The sequence below is a fragment of the Agarivorans sp. Z349TD_8 genome, from assembly GCF_050870825.2.
Taxonomy (GTDB): domain Bacteria; phylum Pseudomonadota; class Gammaproteobacteria; order Enterobacterales; family Celerinatantimonadaceae; genus Agarivorans.
In genome coordinates, this window is sequence record NZ_CP194037.2 from 694,358 (window position 1) to 707,796 (window position 13,439).

Annotated in this window: 11 protein-coding genes; 7 read left to right on the forward strand and 4 right to left on the reverse strand. The window is 43.3% G+C overall.

Translation table 11 applies throughout. The annotated features are described in order from the left end of the window. Positions 1-1,037 precede the first annotated feature (1,037 nt). From ACRRS1_RS03035 to ACRRS1_RS03060, 6 genes are all read left to right on the forward strand, one after another. Entirely contained in the window at positions 1,038-1,925 is an 888-nt protein-coding gene (locus ACRRS1_RS03035; RefSeq protein WP_432454633.1) for a carbohydrate ABC transporter permease, read from the forward strand. Continuing rightward, positions 1,925-2,833: a carbohydrate ABC transporter permease gene (locus ACRRS1_RS03040; protein ID WP_432454632.1), complete on the forward strand. Its 909-nt coding sequence runs from the start codon at positions 1,925-1,927 to the stop codon at positions 2,831-2,833. Before ACRRS1_RS03035 ends, ACRRS1_RS03040 begins: the two co-directional genes overlap by 1 nt. A gap of 17 nt (positions 2,834-2,850) precedes the next feature. Next, the gene (locus tag ACRRS1_RS03045) at positions 2,851-3,993 is read left to right on the forward strand and encodes an ABC transporter ATP-binding protein (RefSeq protein ID WP_432464334.1); all 1,143 of its coding nucleotides are present in this window, start codon (positions 2,851-2,853) and stop codon (positions 3,991-3,993) included. Positions 3,994-4,106: 113 nt separating this feature from the next. Then, positions 4,107-5,390, forward strand: a complete 1,284-nt coding sequence (locus ACRRS1_RS03050) for an ABC transporter substrate-binding protein (protein WP_432464335.1) — start codon at positions 4,107-4,109, stop codon at positions 5,388-5,390. A 359-nt stretch (positions 5,391-5,749) separates the two neighbouring features. Continuing rightward, complete coding sequence (locus tag ACRRS1_RS03055; RefSeq protein ID WP_432454629.1) at positions 5,750-7,420, forward strand: hypothetical protein; 1,671 nt, start codon at positions 5,750-5,752, stop codon at positions 7,418-7,420. Continuing rightward, positions 7,421-8,872, forward strand: coding sequence for an EmmdR/YeeO family multidrug/toxin efflux MATE transporter (locus tag ACRRS1_RS03060; RefSeq protein ID WP_432464336.1), 1,452 nt, complete (start codon positions 7,421-7,423; stop codon positions 8,870-8,872). A gap of 18 nt (positions 8,873-8,890) precedes the next feature. Here the strand turns inward: ACRRS1_RS03060 and ACRRS1_RS03065 are convergent, their stop codons facing one another. The 4 genes from ACRRS1_RS03065 to kduD form a co-directional block, all read right to left on the reverse strand. Further along, a complete protein-coding gene (locus tag ACRRS1_RS03065) occupies positions 8,891-9,802 on the reverse strand; it encodes an alpha/beta hydrolase (protein WP_432464337.1) in 912 nt (303 codons plus the stop codon). 72 nt (positions 9,803-9,874) lie between these two features. Further along, positions 9,875-10,513 (reverse strand): RpiB/LacA/LacB family sugar-phosphate isomerase, encoded by a 639-nt coding sequence (locus ACRRS1_RS03070; protein WP_432454626.1) that lies wholly within the window; start codon positions 10,511-10,513, stop codon positions 9,875-9,877. Between the two features lie 49 nt (positions 10,514-10,562). Beyond that, entirely contained in the window at positions 10,563-10,886 is a 324-nt protein-coding gene (locus ACRRS1_RS03075; protein WP_432454625.1) for a cupin domain-containing protein, read from the reverse strand. A 233-nt stretch (positions 10,887-11,119) separates the two neighbouring features. Next, positions 11,120-11,881 (reverse strand): 2-dehydro-3-deoxy-D-gluconate 5-dehydrogenase KduD, encoded by a 762-nt coding sequence (gene kduD, locus ACRRS1_RS03080; RefSeq protein ID WP_432454624.1) that lies wholly within the window; start codon positions 11,879-11,881, stop codon positions 11,120-11,122. Positions 11,882-12,222: 341 nt separating this feature from the next. Here kduD and ACRRS1_RS03085 point away from each other — a divergent pair, with 341 nt between their 5' ends. Then, positions 12,223-13,428: a hypothetical protein gene (locus tag ACRRS1_RS03085; protein WP_432454623.1), complete on the forward strand. Its 1,206-nt coding sequence runs from the start codon at positions 12,223-12,225 to the stop codon at positions 13,426-13,428. Positions 13,429-13,439 lie beyond the last annotated feature (11 nt).

Sequence of the window (13,439 nt, forward strand, 5' to 3'; positions counted from 1 at the left end):
CGATAGCTGTATCGCTAAATCATGTGCAGTCGCTCACAAACCACCATCTGTTGACTCTTTAGTTATTAACTGTTTGTTCGTTTAGATTTAAAATTCAAGCTATGCATAAACTCATTTTATGCGATTATCGGCTTGTGGACCGCTGACTTCTCAAAATCTCCTATGACTGGTCCTTACTGGCAACCCGTTATATTTGAAGGTTAGTAGCTCTCATCAACTGGCTACTCGTTTGGTTTGTTTTTAAGGTGTTGATTTTAAATGACTTTTAGTTTGTTTTGTTGTTTGTTATGACAGTAATGATAAAGAGTTAATATTGTTGCCATTTATTTGGTGTTTTTTGGAAGCCCATCTAAGACTTAGCTCTATGGCTGGGCGCTTGCATCGATTTCCGTTCATTCGAAACTTGTTGTATGTCAAATTCTCATTATTTTGTCGCTCACTTTTAGAGATATAAATCAACACGCAGAGTCGTACTTTAGCCGAATCAAATATGTTGGAATGCTGTTGCTCTATTTATGTCTTAACAAATTAGAGTTGTTATACTTTATATAGGTATTGATCTTTCTGGTTCCGCGATGTTTACCACTCAGACTTGTCTGTAAAATAATGCCTAGTCAACACAACACACTAAATTAGAGTGTTCTAATGTTGGTGACTTTCTTAAAAATAACATTAAGCGCTATAATTTTTTCTAGTTTCAGGATATAGCACCAAGCTGAATCGCCTGATCGTCTTTATCCCCAGTTTAAATTTTTCCTGACATCAATGCAGCCATTTATGGACGTTTTTGTCATGACAGAAGTGTGATGTAGATCTCGTTATTGTTGGGGTAGATGGTATTCAACTCAAATAACGGAACGATGTTTCACATTTTTTGTAGATATCTTTTAAAAAATAAAATCACTGATCACATTTATGGTTTTATTGAGTGGCACTTATGGATTTCTGCGTGTTTAATATAGCTAACAGCTAAAAGGTGGTGTTATACACAGTCCGCCACTTTTTAGAGGATTACTAGAACTATTAAGGACGAAAAAATGTATGAAAGTCGTAGGCTTGGTTTAGCGTACCTATCCCCCTATATTATAGGGTTGATAGTGTTTACCGCTTTTCCATTTATATCATCGTTTTTTATGAGCTTTACCGATTATGATTTGATGACAACGCCTAAATTTGTCGGCATTGAAAATTATCGTTATATGCTCGCTGAGGACGATTTGTTTTGGAAGTCAATGGGCGTGACATTTATGTACGTTTTTTTGACAATCCCAGTAAAATTGGCATTTGCTCTTTTTATTGCTTTCCTTCTTAACTTTAAACTAAAAGGTATTGGGTTCTTCCGTACGGCTTACTACATTCCTTCTATCTTGGGTAGTAGTATTGCAATTGCGGTATTGTGGCGAGCTTTGTTCGCGATTGACGGCGTATTGAACGGTTTGTTAGCGGTGGTTGGTGCCGATCCAATTAACTGGTTAGGCGAACCTGCATTTGCGTTGTTCTCGATTACTTTGTTACGGGCTTGGCAGTTTGGTTCGGCGATGGTTATCTTCCTTGCTGCATTGCAAAACGTGCCTCAGTCTCAATATGAAGCCGCTTTAATTGATGGTGCTAGTAAATGGCAAATGTTCATGAAAGTGACGGTGCCACTGATTACACCTGTAATTTTCTTTAACTTCATTATGCAAACCACTCAGGCTTTCCAAGAGTTTACCGCTCCTTATGTGGTGACTGGTGGCGGCCCCATGAAGTCGACTTACCTCATCTCTCTTTATATTTACGAGACGGCGTTTAAGTTCTTTGATATGGGCTACGGTAGTGCATTGGCATGGGCTCTGTTTGTTGTTGTTGCCATCTTCACTGCAATCGCATTCCGTTCATCTAAATACTGGGTATTCTACTCAGGTGATAAAGGAGGTAAGGCATAATGGCTACTTCTATGTCTACAGCCGAAAAAGCACAAGTTGCTTTGGCGAATAAAGAAAACGACCGTACTATTCGTCGTGAGAAAATTAACGCGACCATCCGTTACATTATCTTAGGTGCTGTCGGTTTTGCGATGCTTTATCCTTTATTATGGATGTTCTCTGCGTCGTTAAAACCAAACCATGAAATCTTTAGCTCTATGAGCCTGTGGCCACATGAGTGGAGCATGGAAGGTTTCATCAACGGTTGGAAAACTGGTACCGAATTTACCTTTGGTCATTACATCTACAATACCTTTGCATATGTATTGCCAAAAGTATTCTTTACTGTGGTTTCTTCAACGATTGTTGCTTATGGCTTCGCTCGTTTTGAGATCCCCTGGAAAGGTTTTTGGTTTGCAACCTTGATTGCCACCATCTTATTACCTCAATCAGTATTGCTGATCCCTCAGTACTTGATGTTCCGCGAAATGGGTTTATTGGATAGCTACTTGCCACTTTACTTACCGTTGGCATTTGCAACTCAAGGTTTCTTCGTATTCATGTTGGTTCAGTTTTTACGGGGTATCCCAACCGATATGGAAGAAGCAGCCATGATTGACGGTTGTAATTCGTTCCAAATTTTATGGTACGTCGTGGTACCGGTGATTCGCCCTGCGATTATCTCGGTAGCATTGTTCCAATTCATGTGGTCGGTGAACGACTTCCTCGGCCCACTTATTTATGTATCAAGCGTAGAGAAGTACCCAATTGCTTTAGCTCTGAAAATGTCTATCGACGTTACCGAAGGTGCTAGATGGAATGAAATCCTAGCAATGGCGTCTATCGCAATTATTCCTTCAATCGTAGTGTTCTTCATGTCTCAGAAGTACTTCGTTGAAGGTGCTGCAAGCAGTGGTATTAAAGGTTAGTTTTCGGAGTTAAGACAATGGCAGAAGTTAAATTTAAAAAGTTAGAAAAAGTATATTCAAATGGTTTTAAGGCCGTTCATGGCATCGATTTAACCATTCGAGATGGCGAGTTCTTGGTAATTGTGGGCCCATCAGGCTGTGCAAAATCAACAACCCTACGCATGCTTGCTGGTTTAGAAACCATCACCGGTGGTGAAGTCACCATTGGTGAGAAGGTAGTGAATAACCTTGCACCGAAAGACCGTGGTATTGCGATGGTTTTCCAAAACTATGCTTTGTACCCACACATGACTGTGGCAGAAAACTTAGGTTTTGGTTTGAAACTACAAAAATTACCTAAAACCGAGATTGAACAACGAGTAAATGAAGCGGCAGCAGTCTTAGAAATTGAAGACTTACTTGACCGTTTGCCTCGTCAGCTCTCTGGTGGTCAGGCGCAACGTGTTGCGGTAGGTCGAGCGATTGTTAAGAAACCTGAAGTGTTCTTATTCGATGAGCCACTATCAAACCTTGATGCCAAACTGCGTGCTTCAATGCGGGTTCGTATTTCTGACTTGCATAAACACTTAAAAACAGAGAATCGTCCGGCTACAGCGGTTTATGTAACCCATGACCAAACTGAAGCGATGACCATGGGTGACCGCATCTGTGTGATGAAACTGGGTGAAATCATGCAGGTTGATACACCTGAAGATTTGTACAACAACCCAGTGAACATGTTCGTAGCGAGCTTTATTGGCGCGCCTGAGATGAACTTGTTCGACGTGAAACTTGAGGAAAAAGATGACTCATTAGTGGTTAACCTTGATGGTCAGATTTTGACCTTGCCGCCTCAAAAAGTCGCGAATATTCGTGCCAATGGTTTTACTGACACTGTATTTGGGGTTCGTCCAGATAATATTTCTCTGGCCTTAACTGCCGAGAACGTTGCGGGTGAACAAACCTTGAAAGGCGACGTTATTCGTATGGAAAATATGGGGCACGAAGTGTTTGTTTACTTCAAAGTAGGCAGCCATGAATTGACCGCACGTGTTCCTATCGATGATGTGAAAGCAGTTCTAAATATGGAACTGAAGAAAGATGTGACCTTTATGGTGGAAACCACTAAGTCACATATCTTCGATAAAACAACTGAAAAAAATATCTCTTTAGATCATTAATTTGAAGTAAAAACGTAACGCGCGTCCACAACGGACATCGGTGGACGCGTATCTTGAGTAAAACTGAAGTGAACATTTCTGAACACAAATAAAATAGCTTGGAGGCTATAATAATGATGAAGAAAACACTACTGGCGACCCTAACAGCGCTAACTCTTGGAGCAATGACTGCGAGTGCATATGCACAAACAGAATTGCGTATGTCTTGGTGGGGCGGTAACAGTCGTCACCAGGCAACCTTAAAAGCCATCGAAAAATTCCATGAGAAGTACCCTGATATCGTGGTAAAAGGTGAATACACTGGTTGGAGTGGTCACTTGTCTCGTTTGACCACCCAGGTTGCTGGTAATACTGAGCCTGATGTTATGCAAACCAACTGGAACTGGTTACCTATCTTCTCTAAAAATGGTACCGGATTCTACGACATGAATGGTCAAGCCGGTGCTTTGCATTTAGATAATTTCCCTAAAACTGCGCTTAATATGACTACTATTGATGGCAAAATTAATGGTTTGCCAGTTAGTATTACTTCGCGTGTTTTTTACTACAACAAAGACTCTTGGGCTAAAGCTGGCGTTGACTACCCTAAAACTTGGGAAGACTTTAAAACTGCTGGTCAAGCTTTCAAAGCTAAATTGGGCGCAGACTACTTCCCGTTGGTTGTAGAGTCGCGTGACGTATTTGCAATTAACCGTTCAATTTTCATTCAAAAATACGGTAAAGACATCATCAATCATGATTCAAACTTATTAGACTTCAGCCAAAAAGAAATGAGTGAGTTCTTCCAAGTTTACGTCGACATGGTTGAAAATCATGTATTCCCTTCTACCAAGCAGTTCGCTTCTTACGGTAAAGGTAATATGAACGAAATGCGCCCTTGGATCGATGGTCACTTTGGCGGTTTGTACATGTGGAATACATCAATCAAGAAATACGCTAACAACTTAGCTCCACCACAATCAATGGAATTAGGTCCATACCCAATGGCGCCTGGTGCAACTGATTCAGGCCTGTTAACTCGCCCATCAATGATGTTCTCGATTGGTCGTAACACTAAGCACCCAGAAGCGGCTGCTAAGTTAGTTAACTTCTTGTTGAATGATCCTGAAGGTGTTAAAGCAATGGCCGATGCGCGTGGTGTTCCACTAAGCAAATCTGGTCTTAAAACTTTGAAAGATGCAGGTTTAGATACCAACAGCTTGCCATTCCAAGGTTATACGCTTGCACAAGAGTTACCCGTGGACGTGTTGCCAACACCTTATACAGATAACGCTCAGTTAATGGAGTTATTTGCAGAAGAAATGCAACACTTAGATTATGGTCAATCGACTCCAGCTGAAGCTGCGAAGAACTTCTTACGCAAAGGTAATCGTGTATTATCGCGTATTTCTAAATAATCTAGATTAACCTCGGTTAATTTAAGCACCCCAGAGATGGGGTGCTTTTTCATTGTAAAAGATATGCGGTTTACTGAAGTGGATTGCATTGCTAAGATTTGAAGTTGCACTTCAAAAGCTTGCCTACCGTCAGCACCCTGTCGATATTGTTGTTTTGTAACGTAAATTCAATACATCGATGACAGTCCAATCAAGCCCTGAACAAGTGGCTAAAAATTTATTATGTCGTGGCTGTCGTGTTCTAGCGCATAAAGCTAGATAGCTGACGCATTGTACGCAGCGAATCACCTAGATAACGCTGTTTTAACTGTTAACTTGATGTCCTTAAACGAGGATATATATTTTCGATGGAGATCGTTATGTCTGATACTCGCCAATCTTATCTACCGCTTCTTACTGACTATTATCAAAAGTTATACTCATTGGCCAAAGCAAGCGATACTCCGTTGTTGGCGGATGGCCTCGATAGCCGTGACAATTCGGCGATTCAGTGGACTTACCCTGATGGGACCAAAGTACCAATGAGTAATTTGGCCAGCCAACAAAATTTCTTTCGCGGTTTAGTGGCCCTCTCGACGATTACCGGTGAGGCATGTTTTGCGGATCAAGCCAAGCAAACGGTGGACTACTTTTTAGAGCATTATGTTGATCAGGCTAGTGGTTTATTCCATTGGGGCGGCCATCGCTTTATTCATCGCGACAATGGCAATATTGAAGGGCCAGCGAGTAAAGAGTGTGTGCACGAACTCAAACATCACTTTCCCTTTTATGACTTTTTATATCAAGTGGCCCCCGAAACCACCCAAAATTTTCTAAAAGGCTTCTGGTCGGCGCATGTGCTCGACTGGAATAAGTTAGATTTAAGCCGCCATGGACAATACCTGACGCCTTGCCCCGATGATGTATTTCAGCAGCATCAGCCAAGTGCAGTCGTTGATCCGAGCAAGCTACCAGCCTTACCCGAAACGGTAGGTCTTACTTTTGTCAATGCGGCCACCGATTTGGTGTATGCAGCTTGTCATTATTATAAATATAGTGGCGACCAAGATGCGGCGACTTGGGCGAAACACCTTTACCATCAATTTGTTTTGGCGCGTCACCCAGAGACAGGCATGCCGGTCTATCAATATTCTTCTCCGCTGCAGCGTGAACCTATTCCCGAAGATGATAGCCTCACTTATTCTTGGTTTGGCGATCGTGCTAAACGTCAGTTTGGCCCCGAATTTGGTGATATTGCCCGCGAAGCCAATGTGTTATTTAGAGATTGTTGGCCAGTTGTGGTTGATAATCCACTGGCTATTTTAGAGTGCGCCAAACAGCTTAACGACCCGCAAATGGCGGCGTGGGCAGTTGATGGCATTAAAGCTTACTTTCAATATGCTTGGGATGAAGCGAGTAACGAGATCATTCCAATGTGGAATAGTGGTCAAGATATGACCGGGTTTGTATTACCACGAGATGGTTACTACGGGGCTAAAGGTGGACAAATCAAACGGCATGCTGCCGATCCATCCTATTTGCTGCCGTTAGTGCGAGCCAGTGTGCTTAGTGATAATTCTGAGTTAAGAGCATTAACTGCTAGCATGTTTGCTCGTTTTGGTTTGGGGGAGCTGGATGCACAGTCATTGGCACCTATAGCGATTGCTGAGCAATCTGATTTGAGTTCTGCTTATTTAGTCTTTGCACTACTAGAGTTATATCAAATTAGTCAAGATAGTCGATTGTTGAGTTTGGCAGATTTAGTGGGGCAAAACCTATTGAAGCAGCACTATCATCGCGGTTACTTTTTGGCCAGTAGCGAACACGTTTATGCGCGTCTTGATGATCCGATCCCCTATGCCTTGTTAGCTATAGAAGCCGCCTATAAAGGTCTCTATTCTGCGATTCCTGTCGCCATTTCTAAGGGTGGCTACTTACATGGGGAACGTTTAGTGAAAGGGGAAGTGAAAACCGTATACGACTATGACGTATTGTATAGCGAAACCTTAGATGGTCGTAGCTTTATTCCAGAGGGGTTAGCAGTAAATTAATTGAGCAGACAACTACTATCTAAAAGTCCACAAGTATTGACATCATCGCTAAGCCCAGCAATCCGATGGCGGTATTACTACCGCTATCGGGTGTTGTTGGCGCGTAACATTATTCCCTTCGCGTGGCCAATTTTAATTGAGTTAGCTTGTGTGGTGTTAATGGGGATCGTCAGTACTATTCTGGTGAGCCGATTAGGAAATGTACAAACCGCTGCCGTTGGGGTGAGCGATAGTGTTACTTTTATCATCATCTCTGTGTTGATGGCAGTGGAACTTGGGGGGTCGGTGCTGATCGCCCACGCTTTCGGCAAACGGGACATGCAAAAAGTCGTCGCTGGCGCCCCACAAGTGGTGAACTTGGCAATTGTATTTAGCTTGTTGGCTGGACTCGGCATTTTTGTTTTTGCCAAACCATTGTTACAAGTTATTGCTTATGGGGCTGACGAGCAGGTGATTGCGATGGCGGCTACCTATCTGAAGACGATTGCTTTCAGCTTTCCGGCTTTGGCGATTGTGTTTGCTGGTAGCGGGGTATTGCGAGCGGTGGGGAATTCTCGCTTACCCGCAATGAGCAACATTTTGATGAATCTCCTGAATATTGTATTCAGTTATCCGTTGATCTATGGATTTCATTGGCTTGGTGGTGATGTTTGGCAAGGTTTTGGCTTGATTGGTGCCGGCCTTGGGATCTGTGCGGCACGTTGGGCGGGCGCATTGATGATTCTGTACTGCTTAGCCAATAATCAGCATTTTAATCTTAAGTTGAAGTCGTATTTTACAGCTATTAACCGGCTCATTTTAAGAGAAATCTTGGGGATTGGTGTTCCTGCTAGCGTTGAATCGATGATGTTTAACGTTGGTAAATTGATCACTCAGATGATGGTCGCTGGGATGGGCACCGCAGCAATGGCTGGTAATGTGGTGGCCTTTTCTATCGCATTATTGATTAATATTCCTGGGAATGCCTTGGCGATTACCTGTACGGTGTTGATCGGTCGGCGTTTAGGACAAGATAAACCGAATGTGGCTCAGCGGGAGCTGCGATTATGCTTCTACTTTGCAACGGCGCTAATAGTCTCCTTTGCTGGCTTGAGCGCTTTGTTTGCCGAGCAATTGGCGCGACTCTATACCAGTGAACCCGAGGTGATTGAGATTGTAGTCAAGTTGATACATATGAATGCCTTGATGTCGCCAATATGGGCTGCTTCCTTCGTATTACCAAATGCCTTTAAAGGCGCGAAGGATGTGAAATATACGATGTGGACCGCGATTGTCAGCATGTGGGGTTGCCGGATTGTTCTGGGTTATGTCTTAGGTATTGTCTGGGGACTGGGCGTATACGGAGTGTGGTTGGGAATGTTTGCTGACTGGTGGTTCCGAGGAGCGTTATATTGCTGGCGTTTGATTAATCGGCGTTGGTTGCATCCGTATCTTCAATCTAAGTCGGGATAAGCGTACAGAGCTCGATTGTCACTTAGACGCAAACTGGCTATTGATCCATTGCTGCAAGAGTTGTGGCCACACGGCAAGCGGCAAACCTTCGGTCTTGCTGATACCAAAGCCATGGCCGCCACGTTCAAATAAATGTAGCTGGGTCGCTATTTGATGGCGACTCAGCGCTCGCCATAGTCGCAAGCTATTCTCTACACTTACCGAGGGATCGTCACTGGCATGCAGGATGAAGCAAGGTGGAGTCTCTGGGCTGACTTGTTGTTCGAGTGAATAAGCTGCAATTTGCTGAGGACTCGGATTTGTACCAATTAATAGTTGACGAGATTCTGGATGGGCAATGGCTTGCTCCATGCTTATCACCGGATAAACCAAGGCGCTAAAATCAGGCCGTGCACTAAAGCTATCGATGTGATCATGGTGCGGATAAATGACCTGCTTAAATTGGTTACTGAGCCGCCCTGCAACATGACCGCCGGCGGAGAAACCGAGTACACCAATGTGCTGTAATTGCCAGCGATGGGCATGCGCTCGGATCCAGCGAAGTGCGCGTTGAGCGTCGGCTAGTGGAGTATCTGCGGCGAAGCGGTGACCGTCGCCTGGCATTCTATAATTGAGTATAAAAGCGTGATAACCAAAGTGATTGAGCTGCTTGGCGATTTCACTACCCTCTTGATCAATCACCACTCGACGATAGCTTCCTCCCGGTATGATCAATACGCCAATGCCTTTACTTTGCTTACTGGGATAGATGATTATTTCAGGATCCTGGGTTTGACTGAGCGCTCGATTAGGCGCTGCGAGATGGTGACTTCGTTCAGTGACTATTGGCTTAAGATGGGAATTGTCTGATGGCTCAGACCATAAGCGGAAGACTGCTTGTTGGGGAAATAGTTGCTGAACCGATTGAAGGGGGGTCGTGATTGGGGACATACTTGGATCGCTAATATTGAGATGAATAAAACCAGCCCGAGGGGGCTGGTTTAAACGCTGGGGTTTAATCCATTACTTAATTAATGAATTCACGTAATCAGCGATTTCTGGTACTTGGCAGTTTGCAAAGAAACATTCTTGGAAACGCGCACCAGTAACTGCAGTTTTGACTAGTTCTTGGTCAATCGCACGTAGTGTATCTAAGTAGTTGTCTTTCACAACTGCCGCTTTCACGGTGTTTAGGATACCTGCATTGCGTTGTTGTGGTTCAGCACGTTCGAGAGGGTAACCTTGGCCACGCTCGCCAACTAAGGCTTTTTCGAAGATGTAACGAACGTTTAATTCAGCACCCCAACCAAAACCTTTGGCAAAGGCCAACGCAAGAGCATTACCATTGTTAATCTGGTTGAATAAGAAGGCATCTGAAGGATCTAAGCAGTAACCACAAACGACACCAGGGTGAATGTTACAAGACATCATTGCGCCTTGGCCAGTACCACAACCAGTGACGACAAAATCAACTGCTTTTGAATTCAGTAAAATGCTGGCAATAATACCAAGGTGGATGTAAGTCAGGTGATGGTCATTCTCATCACTCATACCTACGTTGTAAACTGAATGACCTAGAGGGTCAGCCACGTAGTTTAGTTCTTTTAAAACAGTAGCGTTTTTTCCGGCTTGACTGTTTTCCATTAATAAGGCGACTTTCATTAAATATACTCCCGCTTGAGAAAGCTAAATAGCTTTCTACTATTGATAATTATGAGACGAAATCTTTACGCATTGGTGTGAAGTTATCGAGTAAAACACCAGCCTCTAAACAAACACAACCGTGCATCACGTCGGGTTCTTTGTAGAGTGTGTCACCGGCTTTCACGACTTTAGTTTCATCGCCAATGGTGAATTCGAAGGCCCCTGAAAGAACATAGGTTAACTGCTCGTGTGGGTGATTATGCATCGGCCCAACAGCGCCTTTTTCAAAATGTACTTCCACCGTCATGATGTTGTCGCTATAGGCGAGTACCTTACGTGATACTCCATTACCTAAGTCTTCTAAGGTAATGTCTTGATTAAATACAAACATCGCTCTCTCCTTTATTGCTAAGGCTGCTTCCCCTTTCGCTGGAGCATTTGGACAAATATTTGTCCACTAATGCTCAGCTGGGGCTTGTGACGCAAATTTTAAGTTCAGCACGTCATACTCAAGTACGAAGATGACCAGTCAGCGTGCAGAACGTATCCGCGGTATATATCAGGGAAGCCTGATATATCTGCGTCTGCGGCACTGAATAAGGAGCATCTGCGTTTATTTTCTCGTTAGCGAGACAACCAGCCACCGTCGACAGCAATGGTGTAACCACTGATGTAGTTAGAAGCTTCTGATGCTAAAAATACGCAAGGACCAGCGACATCGCTAGGTAAGCCCCAACGACCCGCAGGAATACGATCTAAGATTTCTTTGCTACGAGCTGCATCGTTACGCAACGCTTCGGTATTGTTAGTTGCCATATAACCAGGGGCAATAGCGTTTACATTAATGTTTTCTTTCGCCCATTCATTAGCCATCAGACGAGTGACGCCCATCACTGCACTTTTTGATGCAGTGTAAGACGGAACGCGAATACCGCCTTGGAAAGACAACATTGACGCGATATTGATAATTTTACCGCCATTTCCTTGGGCAATGAATTGCTTGGCAACCGCTTGTGACATGAAGAATACTGACTTGATGTTAATGTTCATGACATCATCCCAGTCTTTTTCACTAAAATCGACAGCATCTTCACGGCGAATAATACCAGCGTTGTTTACTAAAATATCAATTTTACCAAACTCACTTAGCGCAGTGTCAATAATGCTAGGGATATCATCTAATTTCATGAGGTTAGCGCGAACATCGATGAACTTACGGCCAGTTTCAGCCATTTTCTCAATGGTTTCTGTTGGCTCAACAATGTTAACACCAACGATGTCACAACCCGCGGCAGCGAGGCCAAGTGCCATTCCTTGGCCTAAGCCCGTATCACATCCGGTCACAATAGCGACCTTGCCTTCAAGATTAAATGAATCAAGAATCATAACTTCTTCCTTTATGTGTAGTTAAATTTGTGGCTGGAGCAAAAAGCCCGTCACCGTTTCTATATTTATAATTGAGGTATCAGAAACGCTGTTCAAATAATATTAAAAAGCGGTTTTAAAAAAGAAGATCAAAGTCGTGTTTTTTTATTTTGAGGTCATTTTTTATTGCTGCTGGAAGCTTTTTGACCATTTTGTGAGCAGGTTGTGGGGGCTGATTCGTTGATATCGTTTTCAATAAGTCGTTATTTTTTATCGCATGTCGAACTGTAACTACTATTTATTGTGAAGATCGACTAGCCTAAGGACATTATGGGCTTTCATGTTTATCAAGGAAGATAACAATGGACATCGGTCCAATTACGATAAAGCAATGCCAAGATGTGGTGGTTTATCAAGTTGATTTCGACCTTAAGCAGCAATCGCACAGTCTGTGGTTTGAGCTAAACTTGCCTGGAGCTTTGTGGCCGAGTGAGAGTGGCGATGCCGCCATGCTGGCTTTATTGCTTCCGGCTATGTTGGCCAATGAAAATATTCATGTGCGTGGCAGGGTTTCTGCTCAATTACTGTTTCACCTCAATGGTGCTTATCAAACCTTGGTACGGCAGGTGATCCCTTATCTGCATCAGATATATATATCCGCTGATAGCTGTTGTGATCGTTCCAGCCAGGCAAAGGGCGTCGCCACAGGGTTTTCTGCAGGTGTTGATTCATTCTGTAGCTTGAGGGACTATTATTCAGAGCAGACGCCCGATGCTCTTAAAATTACTCACCTCTTATATAACAACGTAGGCTCTCATGGACATGGAGCGGATAAAGAACAGCTATTTCATGCGCGCTATGATCGATTAAAGAAAACTGCAGATGAATTAGCGCTACCCTTTATTATGATTAATTCTAATTTAAATGAGTTTTATGGAAAGGGCTTAAATTTTCAGCTAACCCATACAATTCGCAACGCATCGGTAGCGCTGTTATTACAGGAACATATTGGGCATTTTTTGTACTCATCAGCTTATGTTTACGCTGATTTATTTGTTGGTCCAAGTTATGACATGGCTTATAGCGATACCTATAGCTTACCGTTGTTATCTACAGAGTCCTTAATTTGCCATTCGGTTGGCAGCGAATATACGCGTGTTGAAAAAACCAAAAGAGTCGCAGAGTTACCGGCCTCTTACAAGGTATTAGACGTATGTGTGGTGGCCGATAATGCTGAAAATTGTTCACAGTGTGAAAAATGTTTAAGAACCTTATTTACGTTGGATATGTTAGGTAAGTTGGAGCTTTATCAGCACTGTTTTAACCTCGAGCGCTATCAACAACATCGGGCAGGGTTTATTCGCGACATGCTGATTAGTGACGACCCGCTGTTAAAAGAGATCCTTGATTGGACCAAGCAACATCATTTCCGCATTGAAAAGACGCATTATTTCGCGGCTTTGCTACTTTACATGCGACGTTTCCCATTGCTGTTCCTGCATCGACTTAAGATTTTTACCAAACGCCATTTGGTTTCGATGGGGCTCTATCAACCGAAGTCATATTAAGCCACTTAATT

What these genes read in the sequence shown, in the direction of transcription:
- ACRRS1_RS03035 (WP_432454633.1), top strand. Translation starts at nt 1,038, where the DNA reads ATGTATGAAAGTCGTAGGCTTGGTTTAGCGTACCTATCCCCCTATATT.
- ACRRS1_RS03040 (WP_432454632.1), top strand. Translation starts at nt 1,925, where the DNA reads ATGGCTACTTCTATGTCTACAGCCGAAAAAGCACAAGTTGCTTTGGCG.
- ACRRS1_RS03045 (WP_432464334.1), top strand. Translation starts at nt 2,851, where the DNA reads ATGGCAGAAGTTAAATTTAAAAAGTTAGAAAAAGTATATTCAAATGGT.
- ACRRS1_RS03050 (WP_432464335.1), top strand. Translation starts at nt 4,107, where the DNA reads ATGATGAAGAAAACACTACTGGCGACCCTAACAGCGCTAACTCTTGGA.
- ACRRS1_RS03055 (WP_432454629.1), top strand. Translation starts at nt 5,750, where the DNA reads ATGTCTGATACTCGCCAATCTTATCTACCGCTTCTTACTGACTATTAT.
- ACRRS1_RS03065 (WP_432464337.1), bottom strand. Translation starts at nt 9,802, where the DNA reads ATGTCCCCAATCACGACCCCCCTTCAATCGGTTCAGCAACTATTTCCC.
- ACRRS1_RS03070 (WP_432454626.1), bottom strand. Translation starts at nt 10,513, where the DNA reads ATGAAAGTCGCCTTATTAATGGAAAACAGTCAAGCCGGAAAAAACGCT.
- ACRRS1_RS03075 (WP_432454625.1), bottom strand. Translation starts at nt 10,886, where the DNA reads ATGTTTGTATTTAATCAAGACATTACCTTAGAAGACTTAGGTAATGGA.
- kduD (WP_432454624.1), bottom strand. Translation starts at nt 11,881, where the DNA reads ATGATTCTTGATTCATTTAATCTTGAAGGCAAGGTCGCTATTGTGACC.
- ACRRS1_RS03085 (WP_432454623.1), top strand. Translation starts at nt 12,223, where the DNA reads ATGGACATCGGTCCAATTACGATAAAGCAATGCCAAGATGTGGTGGTT.